The organism is Caballeronia novacaledonica, from assembly GCF_900258035.1.
Classification (GTDB): domain Bacteria; phylum Pseudomonadota; class Gammaproteobacteria; order Burkholderiales; family Burkholderiaceae; genus Caballeronia; species Caballeronia novacaledonica.
The window spans coordinates 15,995-34,969 of the sequence record NZ_OGTP01000013.1; the positions used below are offsets into that span (position 1 = coordinate 15,995).

34 protein-coding genes are annotated in these 18,975 nt (G+C 60.4%); 19 read left to right on the forward strand and 15 right to left on the reverse strand.

Annotated features, from left to right (window positions below; all coding sequences use genetic code 11):
* The first annotated feature begins 79 nt into the window (after window positions 1-79).
* Window positions 80-679 carry a short chain dehydrogenase gene (locus NOV72_RS18590; RefSeq protein ID WP_106856064.1) on the forward strand — a complete coding sequence of 200 codons (600 nt, stop codon included), beginning with the start codon at window positions 80-82 and terminating at the stop codon, window positions 677-679.
* On the opposite strand, the gene NOV72_RS18595 is transcribed toward NOV72_RS18590, so the two are convergent.
* From NOV72_RS18595 to NOV72_RS18610, 4 genes are all read right to left on the reverse strand, one after another.
* Window positions 669-1,004 carry a hypothetical protein gene (locus NOV72_RS18595; RefSeq protein WP_106856065.1) on the reverse strand — a complete coding sequence of 112 codons (336 nt, stop codon included), beginning with the start codon at window positions 1,002-1,004 and terminating at the stop codon, window positions 669-671. The two genes, NOV72_RS18590 and NOV72_RS18595, sit on opposite strands and share 11 nt — an antisense overlap.
* A 229-nt stretch (window positions 1,005-1,233) precedes the next feature.
* Entirely contained in the window at window positions 1,234-2,499 is a 1,266-nt protein-coding gene (locus NOV72_RS18600; RefSeq protein ID WP_106856066.1) for a class I SAM-dependent methyltransferase, read from the reverse strand.
* Window positions 2,500-3,279: 780 nt separating this feature from the next.
* On the reverse strand, window positions 3,280-4,401 hold the full coding sequence (locus NOV72_RS18605; protein WP_106856067.1) for a tyrosine-type recombinase/integrase: 1,122 nt from the start codon (window positions 4,399-4,401) through the stop codon (window positions 3,280-3,282).
* Window positions 4,398-4,616 carry a DUF4224 domain-containing protein gene (locus NOV72_RS18610; RefSeq protein WP_106856068.1) on the reverse strand — a complete coding sequence of 73 codons (219 nt, stop codon included), beginning with the start codon at window positions 4,614-4,616 and terminating at the stop codon, window positions 4,398-4,400. The genes NOV72_RS18605 and NOV72_RS18610 overlap by 4 nt, the downstream gene beginning before the upstream one ends.
* 32 nt (window positions 4,617-4,648) lie before the next feature.
* On the opposite strand from NOV72_RS18610, the gene NOV72_RS18615 reads away from it, so the two are divergent.
* A complete protein-coding gene (locus tag NOV72_RS18615) occupies window positions 4,649-4,915 on the forward strand; it encodes a hypothetical protein (protein ID WP_146150020.1) in 267 nt (88 codons plus the stop codon).
* A 108-nt stretch (window positions 4,916-5,023) separates the two neighbouring features.
* On the opposite strand, the gene NOV72_RS18620 is transcribed toward NOV72_RS18615, so the two are convergent.
* The 7 genes from NOV72_RS18620 to NOV72_RS18650 all read right to left on the reverse strand — a co-directional run bounded on the left by NOV72_RS18620 (window position 5,024) and on the right by NOV72_RS18650 (window position 7,835).
* Window positions 5,024-5,218, reverse strand: a complete 195-nt coding sequence (locus NOV72_RS18620; RefSeq protein WP_106856070.1) for a hypothetical protein — start codon at window positions 5,216-5,218, stop codon at window positions 5,024-5,026.
* Window positions 5,215-5,433 (reverse strand): hypothetical protein, encoded by a 219-nt coding sequence (locus NOV72_RS18625; protein ID WP_106856071.1) that lies wholly within the window; start codon window positions 5,431-5,433, stop codon window positions 5,215-5,217. Before NOV72_RS18625 ends, NOV72_RS18620 begins: the two co-directional genes overlap by 4 nt.
* Entirely contained in the window at window positions 5,430-5,885 is a 456-nt protein-coding gene (locus NOV72_RS32790) for a hypothetical protein (RefSeq protein ID WP_245933082.1), read from the reverse strand. The genes NOV72_RS18625 and NOV72_RS32790 overlap by 4 nt, the downstream gene beginning before the upstream one ends.
* 191 nt (window positions 5,886-6,076) lie before the next feature.
* Window positions 6,077-6,259, reverse strand: coding sequence for a hypothetical protein (locus NOV72_RS18635; RefSeq protein ID WP_106856072.1), 183 nt, complete (start codon window positions 6,257-6,259; stop codon window positions 6,077-6,079).
* Window positions 6,256-7,041: a phosphoadenosine phosphosulfate reductase family protein gene (locus NOV72_RS18640; RefSeq protein ID WP_245933083.1), complete on the reverse strand. Its 786-nt coding sequence runs from the start codon at window positions 7,039-7,041 to the stop codon at window positions 6,256-6,258. The genes NOV72_RS18635 and NOV72_RS18640 overlap by 4 nt, the downstream gene beginning before the upstream one ends.
* 9 nt (window positions 7,042-7,050) lie before the next feature.
* The gene (locus NOV72_RS18645; RefSeq protein ID WP_106856073.1) at window positions 7,051-7,245 is read right to left on the reverse strand and encodes a hypothetical protein; all 195 of its coding nucleotides are present in this window, start codon (window positions 7,243-7,245) and stop codon (window positions 7,051-7,053) included.
* Window positions 7,242-7,835 (reverse strand): hypothetical protein, encoded by a 594-nt coding sequence (locus NOV72_RS18650; RefSeq protein WP_245933084.1) that lies wholly within the window; start codon window positions 7,833-7,835, stop codon window positions 7,242-7,244. Before NOV72_RS18650 ends, NOV72_RS18645 begins: the two co-directional genes overlap by 4 nt.
* A gap of 31 nt (window positions 7,836-7,866) precedes the next feature.
* On the opposite strand from NOV72_RS18650, the gene NOV72_RS18655 reads away from it, so the two are divergent.
* Window positions 7,867-8,127, forward strand: coding sequence for a hypothetical protein (locus tag NOV72_RS18655; protein ID WP_106856075.1), 261 nt, complete (start codon window positions 7,867-7,869; stop codon window positions 8,125-8,127).
* A 115-nt stretch (window positions 8,128-8,242) separates the two neighbouring features.
* Here the strand turns inward: NOV72_RS18655 and NOV72_RS32365 are convergent, their stop codons facing one another.
* The gene (locus tag NOV72_RS32365) at window positions 8,243-8,392 is read right to left on the reverse strand and encodes a hypothetical protein (RefSeq protein ID WP_181291098.1); all 150 of its coding nucleotides are present in this window, start codon (window positions 8,390-8,392) and stop codon (window positions 8,243-8,245) included.
* A gap of 144 nt (window positions 8,393-8,536) precedes the next feature.
* Window positions 8,537-8,701: a hypothetical protein gene (locus tag NOV72_RS32370; RefSeq protein WP_181291099.1), complete on the reverse strand. Its 165-nt coding sequence runs from the start codon at window positions 8,699-8,701 to the stop codon at window positions 8,537-8,539.
* 391 nt (window positions 8,702-9,092) lie between these two features.
* Between NOV72_RS32370 and NOV72_RS18660 the strand changes: the two genes are divergently transcribed.
* Window positions 9,093-9,317 (forward strand): hypothetical protein, encoded by a 225-nt coding sequence (locus NOV72_RS18660; protein WP_106856200.1) that lies wholly within the window; start codon window positions 9,093-9,095, stop codon window positions 9,315-9,317.
* Between the two features lie 170 nt (window positions 9,318-9,487).
* On the opposite strand, the gene NOV72_RS18665 is transcribed toward NOV72_RS18660, so the two are convergent.
* Together NOV72_RS18665 and NOV72_RS18670 are read right to left on the reverse strand one after the other, a co-directional pair.
* Window positions 9,488-9,739: a hypothetical protein gene (locus NOV72_RS18665; protein ID WP_245933085.1), complete on the reverse strand. Its 252-nt coding sequence runs from the start codon at window positions 9,737-9,739 to the stop codon at window positions 9,488-9,490.
* A gap of 18 nt (window positions 9,740-9,757) precedes the next feature.
* A complete protein-coding gene (locus NOV72_RS18670) occupies window positions 9,758-10,777 on the reverse strand; it encodes a S24 family peptidase (RefSeq protein ID WP_106856076.1) in 1,020 nt (339 codons plus the stop codon).
* 74 nt (window positions 10,778-10,851) lie between these two features.
* On the opposite strand from NOV72_RS18670, the gene NOV72_RS18675 reads away from it, so the two are divergent.
* The 15 genes from NOV72_RS18675 (at window position 10,852) to NOV72_RS18740 (ending at window position 18,974) form a co-directional block, all read left to right on the forward strand.
* The gene (locus NOV72_RS18675) at window positions 10,852-11,112 is read left to right on the forward strand and encodes a helix-turn-helix domain-containing protein (RefSeq protein ID WP_181291100.1); all 261 of its coding nucleotides are present in this window, start codon (window positions 10,852-10,854) and stop codon (window positions 11,110-11,112) included.
* Entirely contained in the window at window positions 11,109-11,282 is a 174-nt protein-coding gene (locus tag NOV72_RS32375) for a hypothetical protein (protein WP_181291101.1), read from the forward strand. The genes NOV72_RS18675 and NOV72_RS32375 overlap by 4 nt, the downstream gene beginning before the upstream one ends.
* Before the next feature lie 511 nt (window positions 11,283-11,793).
* A complete protein-coding gene (locus tag NOV72_RS18685; RefSeq protein WP_106856078.1) occupies window positions 11,794-12,234 on the forward strand; it encodes a phage regulatory CII family protein in 441 nt (146 codons plus the stop codon).
* A 2-nt stretch (window positions 12,235-12,236) separates the two neighbouring features.
* Window positions 12,237-12,410, forward strand: a complete 174-nt coding sequence (locus tag NOV72_RS32380; RefSeq protein WP_181291102.1) for a hypothetical protein — start codon at window positions 12,237-12,239, stop codon at window positions 12,408-12,410.
* Window positions 12,411-12,418: 8 nt separating this feature from the next.
* On the forward strand, window positions 12,419-13,150 hold the full coding sequence (locus NOV72_RS32385; protein ID WP_181291103.1) for a BRO family protein: 732 nt from the start codon (window positions 12,419-12,421) through the stop codon (window positions 13,148-13,150).
* A 3-nt stretch (window positions 13,151-13,153) separates the two neighbouring features.
* Window positions 13,154-14,239 carry a helix-turn-helix domain-containing protein gene (locus NOV72_RS18695; protein ID WP_106856079.1) on the forward strand — a complete coding sequence of 362 codons (1,086 nt, stop codon included), beginning with the start codon at window positions 13,154-13,156 and terminating at the stop codon, window positions 14,237-14,239.
* A 154-nt stretch (window positions 14,240-14,393) separates the two neighbouring features.
* Entirely contained in the window at window positions 14,394-14,936 is a 543-nt protein-coding gene (locus tag NOV72_RS18700; RefSeq protein WP_106856080.1) for a DUF1064 domain-containing protein, read from the forward strand.
* 68 nt (window positions 14,937-15,004) lie between these two features.
* A complete protein-coding gene (locus NOV72_RS18705; RefSeq protein WP_146150021.1) occupies window positions 15,005-15,343 on the forward strand; it encodes a hypothetical protein in 339 nt (112 codons plus the stop codon).
* Window positions 15,340-15,711: a DUF4406 domain-containing protein gene (locus tag NOV72_RS18710; protein WP_245933086.1), complete on the forward strand. Its 372-nt coding sequence runs from the start codon at window positions 15,340-15,342 to the stop codon at window positions 15,709-15,711. Before NOV72_RS18705 ends, NOV72_RS18710 begins: the two co-directional genes overlap by 4 nt.
* Entirely contained in the window at window positions 15,708-16,316 is a 609-nt protein-coding gene (locus tag NOV72_RS18715; protein WP_245933087.1) for a nuclease domain-containing protein, read from the forward strand. The genes NOV72_RS18710 and NOV72_RS18715 overlap by 4 nt, the downstream gene beginning before the upstream one ends.
* Window positions 16,317-16,668: 352 nt before the next feature.
* Window positions 16,669-17,025, forward strand: a complete 357-nt coding sequence (locus NOV72_RS18725; RefSeq protein WP_181291105.1) for a phage protein NinX family protein — start codon at window positions 16,669-16,671, stop codon at window positions 17,023-17,025.
* A gap of 87 nt (window positions 17,026-17,112) precedes the next feature.
* On the forward strand, window positions 17,113-17,598 hold the full coding sequence (locus NOV72_RS18730; protein WP_146150023.1) for a hypothetical protein: 486 nt from the start codon (window positions 17,113-17,115) through the stop codon (window positions 17,596-17,598).
* Window positions 17,599-17,777: 179 nt separating this feature from the next.
* Window positions 17,778-17,903 carry a hypothetical protein gene (locus NOV72_RS33010; RefSeq protein ID WP_281261818.1) on the forward strand — a complete coding sequence of 42 codons (126 nt, stop codon included), beginning with the start codon at window positions 17,778-17,780 and terminating at the stop codon, window positions 17,901-17,903.
* The gene (locus tag NOV72_RS18735) at window positions 17,903-18,262 is read left to right on the forward strand and encodes an HNH endonuclease (protein ID WP_106856085.1); all 360 of its coding nucleotides are present in this window, start codon (window positions 17,903-17,905) and stop codon (window positions 18,260-18,262) included. The genes NOV72_RS33010 and NOV72_RS18735 overlap by 1 nt, the downstream gene beginning before the upstream one ends.
* 232 nt (window positions 18,263-18,494) lie before the next feature.
* Window positions 18,495-18,974 (forward strand): phage terminase small subunit P27 family, encoded by a 480-nt coding sequence (locus NOV72_RS18740; RefSeq protein WP_045454272.1) that lies wholly within the window; start codon window positions 18,495-18,497, stop codon window positions 18,972-18,974.
* The last annotated feature ends 1 nt before the right edge of the window (window position 18,975 follow it).

Consider the following 18,975-nt stretch of genomic DNA (forward strand, 5'->3'; position numbering starts at 1 on the left):
AGCATGATTGCTTGCTCTTTCCCCGCCGCCGCGCGGGGCGTGCCCGCTGCGGCTCAATCACGTCGATTCAGGAGGGCTTATGCGCGTATTGCTCGTTGGTGGAACTGGCATGTTGGGCACGGAAATCAAGCGGATTCTCGAGCCCGCGCACGAAGTGATCACGGCGAGCCGCAAGGACTCGGACGTGGCCGTCGACTTGTCGGACAAGGCGAGCATCGTCGCGATGTACGAGAAGGTCGGCAAGGTTGGCGCTGTCGTGTGTGTGGGCGGCGCGGCGAAGTTCGCGCCGCTCGATGCGCTCGCCGATGACGACTACGCCTTCAGCCTCGCGAACAAGCTGATGGGACAGGTGAATCTCGTGCGCTGCGCGATCGGGCATGTCGATGAAGGCGGGTCCGTCACGCTGACGAGCGGCACGCTCGCTCAGGAACCGATGGTCGGCGGCGCGGCGGTGAGCCTCGTGAACGCGGGCGTCGAAGGATTCGCGCGCGTGGCCGCGCTCGAACTGCAGGGCAAGCTGCGCGTGAACGTCGTGAGTCCAGGATGGGTGTCGGAAACGTTGACGTCGATGGGGAAGGATGGATCGCAAGGGATCGCGGCGGCGGATGTCGCGAAGGTGTACAAGCGCGCCGTCGATGAAACGATGACCGGACAGACGCTCGGTGCAGCTAAGACTTGATGCCCGCGCGAAAGCGCCGCTTCGGGGCGGCCGGCGTCTTCGCGTTGATCGACCAATAGACGATGCTCGGACCGACGCCCCACGGCGGATAGATGCGCCAGTCGTCTGTGCCGTGGTGGAAAAAGTAGAGCGCGAAACATCGGCCCGGCGTGGTGGCGCTCACGCACACATAGCGGCTGCCGCCGGGATAGATGCGGCCGAAGCGCGTGACGCGCGCGCGGCTCGCCGGATCGAACCATCTGGCGACTTCCGCGTGCAGGGCGGAGCATGGTCGGCCGGATCGGATGCGCCGCTGTCTGGCGGACGCGAGGACAGACAAAGGCATGGGGCGCCGTTCCTTATGTGTCACCTTAACATTAGGACTTAAATCACTGACACACAAGTGTTTTTTCGGCTTTTACGTCTGAATAAAGGTGCGTTTGAATCAGATGGTCATGCTCGTCATCGCGGTTGCGTTCGTCAGGCTTTCATCTTGGGCCCGGACCCTTGAGCGTGATCCGGGAATAACGGACAAAGGCCACCTCGCGGTGGCCTTTGCTTTCACTTCGCTCGCCTCAGACGGCCGTCGCCGACCTGTGTAGACTTGCGTTTTTCCGCGCGCTCACCGTGATGTGCGAGTCCGAGCGAATTGCGCCGCGACCGAGCACTGCGTAGACCTTGTCCCGGCGCGCCTCGAACTGCAGGTTGCGAATGCCGGAAACCATGCGTGTTTCCGCGCACATGCGCCTATCCACCTCGTGATTCGCGGGCCGCTCAACGACGCGACAGACAAGATCCCTGTCGAGCGAACTCCCGGCCAGCGCAACATTGATCTGCACGGGTCCATCACCGAAATGCATCCAGCTCGTATGGAACGCAGGAACATCGTCGTGTTCATCCGGAGCGATCATCTCATCGTGACCGACGATGGTCGCGGGAACCTTCGCATTTGCGTTCAGGGTTCGCCATTCCGACCACAACTCGTCATTGAGGGCGTCCCACTGTCGCGCCAGCCATTCAGCCGTATTGTCGTATCCCATCACCTCGACAGCGTTCTGCTTGGAGCGCTTCGTCAGCACCAGCATCGTCGACGTGAAGACACGGCCATGGCGCAGCGGCGTCACGACCGGCTGAGACACTACGGGCAACCCGAACGTTGCGGGATCGATGGACGGCCGGTTCAAGGCGGTTTTCGCAGGCCGGACGTCGAATACCGGGTCCGCGCTCAGTCCCGATTCTTCTACGATAGACAGCAGATCGGGTAGCGAGAAGAAGAAGTTATGCGGGCTGGCGATCGTATCTCCGTAGTGCAACTCGGTAGTCAGCACGTAGACGCCGCCATCCTTCAGAATGTTCTTCACCGCTGCAAGGTGGTCGACGAACGTCTGCTTCTCCTTGCCGATGTGCTCGAATGCGCACGACGAATAGCAAAAATCGACGGAGTTGGGTTCCGCCGAAATCGCGTTCATGTCCATGAAGGCTGCATCGAGGCGCGATGTGTCAACCTCGAACGGGGCCGCGGATAGAAGCCAGTCCTTCGGCGAATTGGTTCGGGCGCCGACCCACGTCGAATCTGCGGTGTATAGATCGGTCGCGAGCAGATGCTCCACGCGATTCGCCAGGGCGAAGACCAATCGCTCTCGGCCGGCACCGAATGCAATGCCGCGGCTGCGGCCGTGAATCTTCCCTTTCGCTTCGAGGGCCAGATAGATCATCGCGAACTCCCACTGCTTACGCTTGTAGTCGGGCGTTGAGCGGAGTTCGTTGCGAATGATGTGGTCGATGCGTGGGTCGCTCCAGTCGTTGATGTCGCAAACTTTTTGGAGGAATTCGATATGCATTGTTGCTCCGGGTTACTTGTCGTCCAGTAAGGTCCTCAGAGGCTCGCGTGCGAGGGCGTCCAGATTCCGGCGCGGCGGCCGAATGCCACACCGGCGCGATAAGCAAATAGACAAACGCGACGGCTGCGAAAGATCCTCTATGCAGGAAGTCGCGCAATTTAGAACCCGATACCAAGTCGACCTCAAAGAGAGGAGGTGGCCCGCGCGCTCGAACGCGTCGGGCGCCTATGACTCCCGACATGGAACAATGGACGTTCAGTACCGTTAAGCGGCGCGGAGTGCCGCGGCTATTTCACACCAGCGCAATCTGAAGCAGTGATTTCGATTCGCCATCATCTGCTCCGATCGCGCGCGTCCAAAACGCACATTCATTCTGCGACATTGCCGTCATCTGACCGTTGCCGACACGCACACCTAGCGCGTGAAACCCGCCGCTCACATCGCCGCCCAGTGCCCGCACTCGCCTCAATCTGAAAGAGGCCCATTTCAACACTACGAATGCTGTGCGGATTCACACTATCACGACGCGCGTGCTCGGCGGTTCGACTGCTAAAAATATTAGAAACCTTCTAACATCGGACAAAAAACAAGCACAAAAAAACCCGCGAGAGCCAAGGCTCTCGCGGGTTTGTGTCTGGTCGGGGCGAGAGGATTTGAACCTCCGACCACCTGCACCCCATGCGGGAATTCACTCGCCGCAAAGGCTCTGTAGTAAAGGGCGCGATGATACCACGCCTAACAAATGCTCAAAGATTAATCGGCTTGAAACCCTTATCCAGCCTAGTTCCCTGTTTCGATATTAGGCGGGCTCCAAGGTAGCGCGACGTCCATTTCGGACCGTTCTGCGATCACTTCCTTGATGTAAATCTCGCTCGTCCGGCCGCTGGTATGCGCGAGGCGCGTCTGGATTTGCTTCTTGTCTTTGCCTTGACGCGCGGCATCGGTTGCGCCGAGTGCGCGCAGATCCTTGAACACGACGTCGTCGGTGACCTGCGCTCGCTCCTTCGCGCGGCGCCACATCGAGTGCAAGCCCGTCTTCGTGTACGGCGTGCCTTTCGTCGACGGAAAGAGGTATGGGCTAATGATCTTGTATTTCCGCTTGATCGCCTTGGCGCGCTCGATCACCGCGTCGATCGATGGCGTGATGGCGATGTCCACCATCTTTCCGCTCGACTTCGCTGTCTTCGTCGGTTTAAATCGGATGGCGCCGCCCTCGATCTGCGCGTCGCGGAGCATGCGCACATCGATCGCACGCTGCCAGCACAGATAGGCCATATCAACGATGCACTGGAACATCGGGCCGGACTCGGTCGGCAGGCCGTCTTTCCCGGTCAGCGCGGCCTCGCGGATCTTCGCGATAACCTCGTGAGAGGGAAGCACCTCGCGGCGCTTCGTTTCATAGTCGGACAGGTCGAGCTGGTCGCATGGGTTGTCGTCGCGCAGCCCCATTTCGCTGATCGCCATCTTGAACATCTTGCGCAGCACGTTCACGTATTTCTGCGCCGTGTTGTTCTTCTCGGCGAAATACTTCCGCAGAAACACGGTGATCGTCCGCGCCTTAACGTCGGCGACGGTGAATTCTTCGAGCTTCTCAGCGATGAAATCGGCCATGCGTTCGTATTCCTTGCGCACGGCGGGCGTGTAGCGCGCGAGCTTGCGTTGCTTCCATTCCTCGCACAAATTCGGCATCGTGCCGCTGACGAGCTTCTTCTCCTTCATCAGGAAGCCCAGGCGTTCGTACATGACCGCCTCACCTTCCTCGAATCGGCACAGCTTGATCCAGCGCTGTTCCTCCTGCGTCCACGGATTGCGCATCGGCTCCGGCGCGAAGAAATAAAACGCGCCGTGATTGACGATGACGCGGCGGGGCAGGCCGCGGTGATGTTTTCTTCTTCGGTTCATTTAACGCGTGGCTCGCGCTTTATCGTTGCGGTGGGAATCTGGGTGGGCGCGATGCAGTGCATGCGCATTACCAGCACAGAGTTGTCGGGGCGGCGGCGCGCGGGGATGCCGAGCGACTTGAGCATTTCCATCTGCTTGGACGGGCGCTTATAGCCGGTGATGCGCTCGAGCTCGTCCTCGGTCAGTTCAAGCGGCGCTTCGAGTACTGCTGCCATTCGTGCTCTCCAGGTACGCGCGCGTCACGCGCATGAATTCTTCGATCTGCTGCTGCATTCCACTTCCTAAAGTTCTTTCTGTTGCCGCCGATAACGCGGGCATGAACAAAATCCAAGCCCAAACCCTTCTCGAATCTGCCGACGCTGCTGCGATGGCGGACGTTTCAACCAAGTACGGTTACTACGATCCGGACAGCAAAGAGCACGGTGATGTGTACTGGCGTACCTTCATTCACAAGCTGGCTCAACAAGCGCCGCACATGAAGCTGCCCGACCTGATGGAACTGACGCATTCCTGACTCATCCTTCCGCGGCGGGCGCACATCAGATCCACTCCGCGATCAGGTACGCGATCGCTGCAACTACGGGAACAGCGAGGCAGGCCCACTCAAAAGCGGTCAGTTTTCTCACGACTGCTCCTTCGTCATTGCCGCGTCGATAGCCTCGCGCGCCGATTCGTAGAACTCGCCCGCGCCAGACAAGACGCCTGCGCTGGCTTGAAGCTGGCACGTCTCGCCGTACCACTGCACGACTGCGCCAGTGCGGACCATGAAGTCGAGGCGGGCGGTGTCAGATGAGAGCGCGGTTGTTTGCTCGGTCATTTCGGCTCCTCTTTGCTGGCCACGCTCGACGCGTCTTCTATCTCGATCCAGTGCCCGTCGCGGACAAATTCGAGCGCTCGCTTCTCGTAGTCGGGCAGGTACTCCGATCTATGGCCGTTGCGCGTCACTCGATACGACATCCCGTCTCCATGCGTTTCGACGAAATCGGTACTGTCGGCGAATCCGGTTTTGTTGCGGAAGCGGCGGCTGTTCATTTCCCCTCCTTCCCGTCTGCGCATCTCTCCGCGGCGATGGCGGCGATTTCCTTGTCCATCGCAGCTTCTGTCCAGCCATCAGCGCGAAGCATCGCAAGCATCCAGTCGTAGCGCGCATCCCGGCTGTCAGCGCTCGGGGCGATGGGAGCGCTCATGGTCCAAAGCATCATGCAGAAGTTCGCCACGTCGCGCGGATCGCCTTTTTCAACGTGCTCGCGAAGCATCCGCGAGAGAAGTTCGGGCGATGCGGATTCCCATCCTCCACGGCCTTTCCCGCGAGCATCGGCCATCTTCTCTTTCATTACCTGCGCGAACCGGTCCACGGCCACATCGTCTTGGTGCGACGCTGTGTCGGCGATGCTCGCGGAGAGAAGGCTGCGGGCCTTGATGCGGAACTGCGTGATGTCGCCTTGGGCCGCGTAGAAGAGTCGCACTAAAAGTTCGTTGCTCATGATGTGTTCCAGCACCCGCAGTTGATGTTGTGGTAAATTTCGCCCCGCTTGTAATACGGGGTTACAAAAAGTGAAAAAATGTCATTTCGTGTTTCTCAATCGAACAGACGGCCGCGTGAACTACATTTGCTGGCACTGCGGATTGGGATTCGTCGACGGTCGCTTGCACGCGCCGCTGAATTGACGGCTGGTTAGGCGGCGTCAAACGCTTCAGCCTGCCGAAGCTGCGCGGCGATGCGCAGCATCTCGTCGTGATCGCGTTTCGCCTCGCGGCAGTCATCCCAGCGGCCGAACGTGGCGTGCGCGGCGCGGATTCCTTCCGCCTCGCGCTCGATGATCGCGGCGGCACGGTCGAGAAGTTTTCGGGGCTTCATGCGGCGTCGATTCCGGTTACTTCTTCGAGCGTTTGCCGGCCATGCTTCTTCGTCGGCATCAGCATCACTTGCCCGGTCGATCGTTCCAGTTGCACATACCGCTTGTATAGGGCCGGGTTGAGACGCGCCGCAGTCGTCAGATCTGCACGGCTTGCCATGATGCAGAAACAGCAACTGAATCGCGTCATGCCCGCGGCATAGATCGGGTGCGGACTTTGTCCGGCGCTGGCGATCGTAGCGAACACATCACTCGCGCTGAGGTGATGGATCGGAAGCCAGTCGTACCACTTCCTTCCGGCCTTCGAATTCCGAGCATTCAACCTAAGTGTCTGTAGCTTTGCGCGGCCCGGCGATTCCTCAGCGCGCATCCCCATGCAATTTACGATCAGCTTGTTGCCAAGATGCCGGATAGTCCGCTCGATTGGGCCGCGCTTGAGGTCGCTTGTGCATTGCCGTTGTTGTGGACTGGGGAACTTCCCGCGCTCCTCGATCATTTGGAGGAGCGTACGGCGCGCGCGACAAACGTGAATCGGTTCGCCTCGCGTTGTCGCCTCAATATGCGCTTCAGCGCCAGGCCATTCGACTTCCCCAAGGTCGGCATGCACGATCACGATCTGATGCGCTGGGACAACCTGGCTGACCAGCAGGTACATGGCTTGGCTATCTTTGCCGCCGCTGTGGTTAATTACGAACAGCGCGCCACGTCGAATCAGATCTTCGATCGAATCATCCATCTGCAATCGCTGCGCGCCGGCCGCGAAGATGTCTGTTTGAAGTTGCATCTCAATCCTTCAGGCGGCTTTGTCGCCGCGCGCAATAGGTGTTTCGCCGATCCAGACCGTGACGCGCTGTCCCGTAATCTCCGCGACCATCTCCACGAAGCGCTCGCAAGCGCGGTGGATGAGCGCGGTCGTCGGCTTCTTCGCGTGGCCGAGCGCGTCGAGTGCTTCGACCAGCGCGCGGAAGGGGGATAGGTGGCGGATCATGCGGCGCGCTTGAACTCGACGACCCATACCCACGGGTTTGCGGCCCACGCGCCATCGCCGTTGATGCCGTCCCACAGGTAGTGGAAGAGGCTGCGCGCGTCGAGCCTCTCATCGGCGTCGGGCACGCTGCGCAGGAAGTTGATTCCTTCGGCTTCTGCGTCGGCCTCGCTGATGCTCTGCAGCCGCTCGACGCGCGTGCCGGTGATTTCAAGCGCGATGCGCGACGCGGCGCGCGGCATGTGAATCGAAGGCCGCCACTCGCGATACTTGCCTTCAGGCGACTTTTCGCCGTCCGGGCCGTGTGGATCATCCATGTAGTCGGCGCGATAGAACACGTGGCACTCATCGTCATACGGGCCGAGCGGGTGGTTGCTGTGCTGCCACGTCTCCCGGACATGCAACCGGTCGCCGATCTCTCCATACGGACACGGATAGGCCCAATCGAGCAGCGCATCGCCGTCGAACGCATAGAAGTGCTCGCGCGGGTCCGGATGGTGATACGTGAACACGTCGCGCGTCGTCGCGGGCGGCTGCATCTTCACGACGCGCCGCGTCTGCTTCTTGCCTCCATAGAGAATCGCGCGCACCATGGTTATCGAAAATATAATCGGACGATCCTTCATGAGTTCCTCATCGAACAGGCCATTCTTACGCTTGGACGGAGACCTTTTCTTCAACCACCAAATCGGCGGTAAGACTTTCCGTATTCAGGTGACGCATAGCTGCCTCGGGGATGTCTTCGGATCGGATGGCTCGATGTCAGGCGACGGCCAGGCGCTCAATGCAAATCTTTGGCGCATCGTTGAGGTCGCCGCCCAGAAGGCGATGACCGGTGCGGACTCGCCGATCAAAGTGCTGCGTAGGGACTTCAATACTGTCTGAGTTGATGGCGCTACAAGCCTGCTGCCCTTATCGGGTTGCCCATCACGGTCAGGCGGCGCGCAACGTCATCAAGTCAGGGCCGGATATAGTGACGGCCGCGCTCGGTGGTTGGAATTCAGTTCGCAGCCGGCCAGCGAATGCGCTTTTTATTCTGCTCAATCTCGCCCATCAGGCGCGCTGCTCGCGCATCTGCGCCGCGCACGAACGCGATTGCAGCAACCATGGTCACGATGAACAGAAGGACTACTATCTGATAGGCGTTCATGAGGTGAGCGTTTCCGGGACCAGTATTAGATGCAGCGCGTATGCGCGCAGCGTTCCATTTCAGCTTTGCGGAGCGACGTTTCCGAATCGAGCGCCAAGAAGGCCGCAGTCACGATCAGAATCACGCCCCAGATCTTCAGAACAGTCATTGCCAGAGCGCCTTTGCCGGAACTGCCACGCAGAGGAACCACACGCAGGCGACGCCAAAGCCGTACATGCTGATGACTCCGACTGCCTTGATGAGGCGATTTGCGTCCTGCAGGCGCTCGACGTCGCGAAGCAGGCTGTTGTCGTTGATTGTGCGGTTCATGCCGTCGCCACTCCCATGAAGATGTCGAATTGAGCGTCGGTCATGTCGGTGCAGTCCGTCCAACCAACTGCGACCAGTTGCGCAACCGCGCTCCGTGGTGCCACTCGCCTTTGACGCGGGAGGGAGAAACGAGAAACCGGAAACCGATTTGGGCCAGCGTCATTTCTATCTCCCGCGGTACGTAGCAAGGGTATGGGAGATATCGTAGCAATCGCTACTAAATATGGCAAGTAGCAAACGCTACTACCTTCGACAATTTTGTAACAGCGGTGCGTTGCGAGGAGGGGCGTTGCGCTGGAAACGAAAAACCGGCCTCGGTCGCTTACCAACATATCGCTAAGAATGCCCGCGCTGAAGAAGAGTACAGTTGGGCGGACGACTTGGAGCCAACATGACGACGCCGGACGATGTGATCGCAATCTTTGAACAAATGAACTTCGAGGGAAAGGACTTCTTCTTTATTGAGGGCGCGTGCGTGAACCTGGCGAAATGGTTGGCGAGCTCGTGGGACGAGCTAGACGACAATGACATACAAATTCTAATGACCGTGGGGGCCACGCTCTGGCGTGAATCGATGTTGGGACGAAGGAGGGACGGATGGCGCTCGCTGACTTGATGCGGGCGGTGACAGCGTTCGTGGGGCGTGTAGCGAGGTGCTCTGGCGCGTGGAAATGCACAGTGGAGTTGAGCAGGCGCCTCTAGAAGGAGGCGTGTCACGGATGACAAGGAGGGCGCCAAGAAAAAAATCCCGCCGAAGCGAGTTATTTCAGCAAGCTGAAGAAGCTTCTAGATCCAGTGAAATCCTTTTGCCATCATGCTGGCGAGGCCCAAGGCCGCTGCGATAATTGCGCCAAAAATTATCCGGAAATCCGTTGTGCGGATGCCTGAGATGTCGTCCGTTAGCGCGCGCACGTCGTCCTTCAGCTCTTTTATGCCTCGCTGGATGAACTCGACTGTCGACTCAAGTTCCGCTACGCGGGCTTCCATTTGAGAATCATCGCCGCCGCCACTGGTGGTCTCAACGTCCCGCTTGACCAATTTGAACCTGCGGTCACTCTATTCAGGGCGCCACGCAGAAGGACGGCAGATCGCCCGAACGAAATGCATTTTGTCGATTTCGTCGTCCGTGAAAGACATTGCCGGATGCGCGTCATTCACTGAGATCACGTGCGTGCGGCCCTGTCGCTTGTATAGGAATCGCTTGATCATCACGCGCCCATCCTTTGACTTGAGCATCACATCGTCGCCTGCCTCGACGGGCTGACTGGGCTCGATGACGACGAACTCTCCTGCCTGAATGCGCGGTCGCATCGAGTCGCCGTCGCATTTCAGCGCGTAAGCGTGAGGATCTCGCGTCGGGAAGTCGACGTATCCGTCTCCGTGGCCGACCGGATATTCCAGGTCGGCCCAATGTCCGTTATCTCCGAGTTGTGCCATGCCTACTACTGGAATTGGTTTCCACTGCGTAATGGGGATGGGCCTGAACTCATCCGCGAATCTGACGGCGACGCCGGGTTCACCTTTGCCCCTCGTCAGCCAGACCATATTGATCCCGTACGTGTTCTGGATCGCCATAGCCTGCGAGATCGTCAACTCGGGCCCTGTGCCAGCCAGCCACTGGGACGCGACGTCGACGCCAACGCCGGCAACGCCCGCCAGCTCAGACGAGGTCGCGGCCGTCTGGAATAGGGCAGCCTTCAGTCTCGCTGGCGAGGTAAGGGTTGCGGCGTCGATCTGAGTAGGTAGCGTAGCCCCTTTTTCAGCGGGCTGCGAATCGACTTGCGGGGTGTTTCGGTCGCTATTCGCCGAATCGCTTTTGTAAGCTTCGTGCTCTGTGCCAGAGGGTGCAGCGGATACAGATGCCGAATTGAACCAGCCCCGCAAACCCGGAATAGCCTCCACAGCGCGGATAGTCTTCTCGCTGACGACCCGGCTGCCATTGAGCATCTGGCGAACGAACGCGCCGTCTTTGTAACCAAGACGCCGACCGAACTCGCTGATATTGCCCTCGGACACCCGGTCAATGGCAGCTTTCAGAAGTGAAACACGGAGGTTATTGAGTTCAAGGTCGTTCATTCCCGAACAGTAGCACATGCTACTCATAGCATTTGCTCCTTGTTTTGTGTAGCATTTGCTACTAGAATGAACTCATGGACCTCGACGAATACCTCTCTCTGCCGAATGCCCCGACCGTTGCCGAATTGCGGCGTCGCATGACGGCGCTCGGTTATCGGGTGAAGAGCGATGCGCAGATACGCCAGTGGCGTCATCGATACGCCGATCGTCTCCCGAGCCCCGAGAACTGCGTTGGGCTCGAACGTGCGACTGGCGGCGCGGTGTCGCGCAAGACGTTCCGAGATGACTGGCATCTCATTTGGCCGGAACTGGCAAACGCAAGGGAGTCGGCATGAACGACGCGCCTCTCACAGCCGCTGAGCAGAAAGAAGTGCGCGCGATGCTCCTTGAGCTTGTCGCAAAGAACTACCCGGATGCGTATCTCGATGAGGTTCGGAAGAAAGCGGTCCTGCAGATCCGCAGACTGAAAGCGGACTCAGCAGGACCAGCCAAAGCAGCGAAGTAAGTGCCGCCTGTCCTTCTTCTGCCGGTTTCAACCGGTCTAGATGAGGACTGCTTACGGCGGATTGGCCCCTCAGGCAGTAGCACGACTTCATTGCTGCACCCCGTTGTTATTGGTTTGTAGAGCCGCCGAAGCGGCCATTGATGCGAGGGCCCGACGAGTGGACAAGCGAATAGGTGACGGAATGGCACGAGGGAGAACTGGGTTCTCAAGTCCGCTGGGGAAGCTGACGGCGGAAGTGAGGACCAAGGTCGACGAGGACACCCGAGATGAGCTGGAGCGGATTGCGACAGACGCTGGAATGGGGATTTCAGAGTTCGTCCGCGAGCTCGTGCTCATCCGGGTGTATGGCCGGGATCACGTAGCCAGATTACACAAAGCGCGGCTGTCGCTCGTCGCCGGAGTAGGGATGGAAGAGGTTGATTGATTCCACAGATGTACCCCGTTGTCTTGTTTTCTTGATGCAACTGTATCGGTAACAACCCTTAGTAAATACGTTCGTTCGGAGATTCAAGTGAACATTCTCGACACCCTGCACGCCGTTGCGCACGCCTACAAAGGCGGCTGTGAGTCTCTTGCGCCGCGGCTCGGCATGTCGGCGGCAGTCCTTCGCAGCAAGGTCAATCCGAACACGGAGACGCACCAGGCGACGCTGATGAACGCCGTGCAGATCGCGGAGATGGCCGACGACGACCGTGTGCTCGAAGCATGGGCCCGCGAGCGCGGCTACGCGCTGGTGAAGATGCCGAACGTCGAGGCGTGCTCGGACGCCGCGATCGTCGAACTGATGGGCGAAGCCTGGTCGACTCACGGCGACGTCGGCAGCGAGATCTGCAAGACGCTTCAGGACGGCCGCGTCGACATGAAGGAAGTCGACCACGTCGAGAAAAAGATCTTCAAGCACGCGCAAGTCCTGTTCAGCATCGCGTCGCGCCTGCGCGGCATGGCGGAGTGATCATGTACATCCCCGCTTTCCCGAACTTCATCACGACGGGTCGTTTCTTCGACGGCCCGCTCACCGCCGAATACCAGGAGCAAGCCGAGGCTGAAGAGCTGAAGGTCTGCATCGGTTGTGGCGCGAAGCAACGCACCGACGGCTCTCTGCCGTGCGGTCAAGACAACGACCTGTGAGTTCACTCATGAACATCATCCCGTTCCAATTTGAGGCGATGCCGATTCGACTGATCGCCACGGCCGACGGCGAGCCGTGGTTTGTCGCGTCAGACGTTTGCGCTGCACTCGAAATTGGCAACACGTCGATGGCATTGATGCCGCTCGACGATGACGAAAAGGGTGTCAGCACTATTGAGACCCTTGGCGGCCGGCAAGAGGTTCGCACGGTTAGCGAGTCGGGGCTTTATTCGCTCGTCATGCGTTCGCGCAAGCCCGAAGCGAAGCAGTTCAAGCGGTGGATCACTCATGAGGTTCTGCCGTCGATTCGCAAGACGGGCTCTTACAGCGCCGTTCAGGTTCCGAAGACGCTGTCACAGGCGTTGCGCCTCGCCGCCGAGCAGGCTGAGCAGATCGAGCAACAAGCCGCGCTGATCGCTTCTCAGAAGCCCGCAGTCGAATTCGTCGGCCGCTACGTTGAGGCTGACGGCAGCAAGGGTTTCCGCGAGGTTTGCAAGCTCCTCGGCGCGAAGGAGAACGAGTTCCGCGCGTTCTTGCTGGACACCAACATCGTCTACAAGCTCGGCGGCCGCCTTGTGCCGTATCAGCCGCACATCGATGCGGGTCGCTTCGAGATCAAAGCGGGCGTCACGCACGACGACCACGCCTACGCCTTCAATCAAACACGCTTCACACCGAAGGGCATCGAGTGGATTGCCGGCAAGTGGATGGCGCGCAACCTGCAGCGTCTGGAGGCTTAGCCCGTGAGCGTTACAGCGACATTCTGGGTTCGTGCGCAGCGCGTCGGCAAAAGCTCGCCGAAGTGCGTGCTGATCGCTCTGGCCGATTTCGCCAACGAAGACTTCCGGGTCTGGGCGAGCATGGACGCGATCGAGCAGTTCATCGAGCAGGATCGCAAGACGATCCTCGCGAACATCAAGCGCCTGAAGGAGCTTGGCTATCTGGAAGACACCGGCGAGCGCACCGGCCGCACGGGACAGATCGTCGTCTATCAGATTACGCGCCCCGTCGGCGCGAGCAAGGTCACGATGACCAATCGCGAAGGCAAGGCCGTCGAAATCGGGCCTCCTGAAACGAAACGGTCCCAAATTCGGAACGGTTCCGAAAACGGCACTGTTAAAGGAGCCCAAAAACGGAACAGTTCCAAAAACGGAACAGTTCCAGATTTGGATTCGAACGGTCCCAAATCTTCCGGGAAACAGTCCCAAATTTCCGCCGAAACGGTCCCAAATTTGGGACACGGAACTACCAAGGAACTACCAGAGGAACAGAAAGGCAACGACCAACTCGCGCGGACTGCGCCGCGAACTGCGTTGCATCTTGAACTTCGAGAAATCGAACTGCCTGCATGGCTACCTTTGGATGCGTGGCTCGACTGGTGTGAGCACCGCGAAGCGAAGGAAAAGAAGGCTGACATTCCTTGGACCCACCCGGCCGCCAGGGTCACGCTGAAGAAGCTCACGAAGCTCCACGGTCAAGGGCGTGACATCGTGATCGCGGTTGATGAATCCGTTTTGCGCGGCTGGACGGGCATCTGGGAAGCGAAGGACGAATCGACCGGAGAAGCGGTCACCGGCGACGCGCCGGATGGCTGGTGGACGGGCGAGGCCGGCTGGCGTGACCAAGGTAAGCGCCTGAACATCGACCCAGCGCGCTTCCAGTACTTCGAGCAATTCAAGGCCAAGGTCTGCAAGACGCTCGGTCCGGGCCCGTGGATGGAATACCTGCTCGCCGCGGTCAGCCGCGAGAGCGAAGAGCGTGGCGAGGCGCTGTACGCGTATCTCAACGACGCCCCGCGCGACAAGAACGGCAACACGGAGGCGGCATGAACACCTGCCGCAACTGCCAACACGCATTCGCGAAGGCCGGGCACGAGCGCATGCATCGCCGCGGCTTCCGCAACTGCGCATACCTGCCCGAGTGGCAATACGTCTCCGGTAATTCGGCATGCCGGTTCAATCCGATTCGCTGTAGGGCCGCGGCATGACGAAACGAGCAACCGCGCTCCGATACCCGGAAGAGGCGATCAAAGACGGTCGCTTCGGCACGGCGACGGTGCGTCAGCCCGCGATGTCGATGACGACCGCGCAGCGCCGGATCTACGAGAAGACGGGCGTGCCGCCGCAGACGGCCGCTCTAGACGACCCGCTGGATCCGTTCGCTGCTCCGGCGCCGCATCCGGTCGCTGCGTCGGCGAAGAAGCCGGCGAAGTACAGAAACACGAAGTGCGAAGCGGGCGGCATCAAGTTCGACAGCAAGCGCGAGCGTAAGCGCTGGCACGAGCTGGTGCAGATGCAGGTGCGCGGCGAGATCAGCGACCTGCAGCTTCAGGTTCCGTTCGTCCTGGCTGAGCCAGTCGTGATCGCTGGCCGGAAGCGCCCGGCGCTGCGTTACGTCGCGGACTTCGTGTACGAGCAGGGCGGCGCGCAGGTGATTGAAGACGTGAAGGGCCGGGTAACCGAGGGATACCGCATCAAACGCCATCTGATGGCGGCGCGGGGACTAACGATCGTGGAGGTGAAGTGATGCGGGGCAATCAAAACTACGCGCGGCAGGATCTGAGCACGCGCGCGCGACCGAAGAGAACACACAAGGTGATGCCGCTGAAGCAGCGCGTCGTACTCGAAGCGCTGAAGCGCCGCCGGCACGCGACGATCCGCTCGATCGCGGAGGATCTGGAGAAATCTCGCGACGTGCTGAAGCACACGTTCGCCTCGCTGGAGGGGCAGGGCTACGTCGAGCGACTCGGCAAGTCGAAGGGCACGCTTCCTGGTCCGCAACCTGACATGTACCGGTGGACGGGCAAGTCCTTCCCGCCGTCGAGCGAGATCACGGCAAAGGTCGAAGAAAAGGCGCGCGTGGTTGCGACAGCGGTCGACGTGCTGATCGCTGGCATGCAGGCCATGTGCCGTGTCGGGAGGATCGCAGCATGATCCGCATCTACCTGGCCGGGCCGATGTCCGGTTACCCGGAACTGAACTTCCCGGCGTTCCATGCCGAGGCGGCGCGCCTGCGCGCGTTGGGCTTCGAGATCGTCAACCCGGCAGAGATCGACGTCGGCCCGAATCCTGACTGGCTGACGGCCATGCGCGCGGACATTCGCGAGCTCGTGACGTGCGACGGCATCGCGCTCTTGCAGGGCTGGGAGCAATCGCGCGGCGCGACGGTCGAGCACGCGCTCGCACGCGGGCTCGGGCTGCGCGTCATGCAGGCGCGTCACATCGTCGGCCTGGCTGGCGATATTCCGGTCATCTCGCAGGACGCCGTTATCGAGCTGCTCGACGAAGCGGAGGCCGCGTGAAGCGCTCCACGCCGCTCGCGCGCAAGACGCCGCTCAAGTCGAGCGGCTTCAAACGCAAGTCGCCGTTCACGAACACTGCAGACCGGGCGACGGCAGAGATGCGCGTGGAGAAGCGCCTTCGCGCGACGAAGCGTAAGTCGGGCGAGGACAAGCGCATGCGCGACGCCTGCCGTGACGAGCCGTGCTATCTGCGCATCCCGGGCGTGTGCACGAGCAACCCGAAGACGAGCGTGCCGGCGCACCGCAACGAAGGAAAGGGCATGGGGATGAAGACGCCCGACGTCTTCACGGTGCCGGGGTGCCCGACGTGCCATCACGAATACGACCAGGGCAAGCGATTCCTGCGCGAGCACAAGCGTGCCCTGTGGAACGCAGCATACGCGCGCTGGGAGCCGGCGCGCGCCGTGAAGCTTGGTTTGAAGGAGGAAGAAGGTGCGTTGCTGGATTCGAATACCGAGCCACACAGGGTGGCGCACGCCACGCGGGCGCAACGGGAAGCGGTACGCAATGGAGCGGTTCCAGCTGACGCTGGGGCTCGAAACGATGGTGTATCGGCTTGCGCTTCCGCGAGTGCAGAGCACGACGAGGCCGTTTGTCTGGGTTGACGCATGGATTCCCGAGGATCGGCGCACCGGGATACCGATTCTCGACGATGCGTGGGTAGAGCCCGGTGTGTATCGAACTCGGGCTTACATAGACGACAACAAGAAAACCTTGGCGCCGTTCCTCGCGAGCGGCATGGCAGAGATGGACGTGAGAGAGGCCGTATGAACACGCTACCCGACAATTTCGATCCGCTGTACGCCGCGCTCGGCATTCGCCGCCGCAACTGGAATTTGCCGCAACCCGCGAAGGTGACGAAATGACGCCCGACGCACAAGGAATCGTCTTCGTAGTCGTGTGGCCTTTCGTTTGTGCCTTCGGTCTGTCGGCGTGGCTTCAATGGGAGGCGCGGCGATGAATGTTGCTCAACTCTCCGGCGCGTGGCTCGATTACTGGACGGCGCGCGCCGAAGGCATGCAGGCCGAAGTGAAGCGCGCATGCGGCATGGACTGGTGCCAGGTCGATGTCCAGTCCGTCGGCTACATCCAGTATCAGCCGTCCGATAACTGGCACATCGCCGCGCCGATCGCCGAGCGTCAGCGCTATGTGACCTATCCGCGCGTGCGCGAGGACGGCAAGCTCGAATGGCTGGCCGAATCGCAGATGAACCCGGTCTTCCACGGGATCATGGTCGACGAGTCGCCGAAGGTCGCGATCTGTCGTCTCAGAGTCGCCGAGGCGTTCGGATTCGAGGTCGAGCAGTGCGCGTAAACTGGAGAAATGTCTTAAGAAACAATTGTTTAGCTTAGACGAATGAAGTAGAGTGTAGTGGTCCTAAATATGGAATGGGGAAATAGGATGACGTTCGAAACTTTCGGGGAGCGGCTCGACAATTGGGCCCGTGTGGTGCGCCTGCCAAAGTTTCAGGCAGGCGTTTGCGCGCAGTGGGCGCGCTGGTACGTATCAATCAGGGATTCGGAGGGAAAGTACGAGGGTGCGCCCGTGTCTCTGTCGAAAGACGAACTCGATGCATGGCTGGTGGAGCGCGCGTGGTCGTCGATGCAGCACCCGGTGCACAAGTTCATCCTCAAGTACCACTACATCTGGGGGATGAGCGACGTGCAGGTGGTCACGCGTATGCGCAAGTTGCACGGCATCAACCTGCGCGGCCGGCCGTGGAATCTGATCTGCGCAGAAGCCGAAGCCTCGTTGAAGAAATCGCTTGTAAACCCTGAGAGTTTCGCTAGAATGCTGCTCAGATTACCAATTCCGCTTCGGCGTGAGCTTATCGATCCTCGTAAGGAGGGATCGGTGCCTCAAGAGAAAGTCGAGTTGGTAGCCTGAGAGAAGCCCGCCACTGAGCGGGCTTTTTGCGTTCTGATCCGCGCTTACTGCTCAGGGCTGGAACCCGGCGTCACATACGGGGCAGCGAGCGCGAATGAGAGCGCAACCCGTTCCCCTCGCGTGTGCGAATCCCCATTCCCGGAAGCTGCGGCTGTGTTCTCACCTAGTTTGGATGCGCCATGTTCGACGTCGACGATGTGTTCGAAGGTTTCAGCATCTGGCTGAACATGTGGGCGCGTGCTGCATTCGTGTTTGCGCGTGCGCTTGACGACACGTCGGAGTTGTTCGCGCGAGGCGATGACTGATGCCTGCTCGACCGAAGCGACCATGCAAGCATCGAGGATGCGGCGCTCTGGTTTCGGGCAACGACAACTATTGCGAGAAGCACCAAGCGGATGAGGTGAAGTGGAAGCCCGACGCGGTGCGCGGCAATCGTCATGCGCGCGGCTACGGCAACGCCTGGGTGAAGCGCCGCGAACGAATCCTTCTGCGTGACTGTGGGTTGTGCCAGCCGTGCAGGCGTGCGGGTCGAGTGACCATCGCAACCGAAGTCGATCACGTGCTGCCGAAAGCGCAGGGCGGATCGGATGACGACAGCAACCTGCAGTCGATCTGCAAGGTCTGTCACAAGGACAAGACGGCGCGCGAGCCGAAGGCACGGTGAGCCCCGCGCGCGCAGCAGGCAGCCCGCCTGCGGCCAGCCTAGAGGCTGCCACGCCGCCCGCCAGCGGCCGGGGGGCCTCGAAAGTCTGGCGCGGAAGGCCTTGGGACCGTCCGCCCAGCCGAATTTTCACAACCGCGAAAAATGAAATTCGGGTTTCGCCGGCCGGAGGTTCGGCGGCGAGTAAAAGTTACAACGCCAAACCGGCGGAAAATCGCCGCAAACGGAGGGAAAAATGGCCGGAGTTCCGGGCCGCTCCGGACGCCGCGCCAAGCCCACGGCCAAAAAGGAGTTGGCCGGCAATCCGGGCAAGCGAGCACTGAATAAGGACGAACCCGACTTCGGGTTGGTCGAGAACATCGATGCGCCAGAGTGGATCGTCGCCGAGGCGCGCGACATGTGGGAGCGAGTCGTGCCGCTTCTCTGCTCGCAGAAGATCCTGCAGATGACCGACCTGCACATCGTCGAGCTGTTCTGCTCAGCCTACGGTAATTGGCGCGTCGCGCAGGCGGATGTCGTGCGCAACGGGCCTGTCGTACTCGGCGCGCAGGGCGGGCCGACCAAGAACCCGGCGGCGACAGTTGTGAAAGAGTCCGCCTCGCAGATGGCGACGTTCGGCGCGATGCTCGGACTGGACCCGTCGAGTCGACAGCGGCTCATGGGCGGCGGCAAGAAAAAGACCGACAACCCTTTCGGCGCGCTGCTCGGCAGCTAAA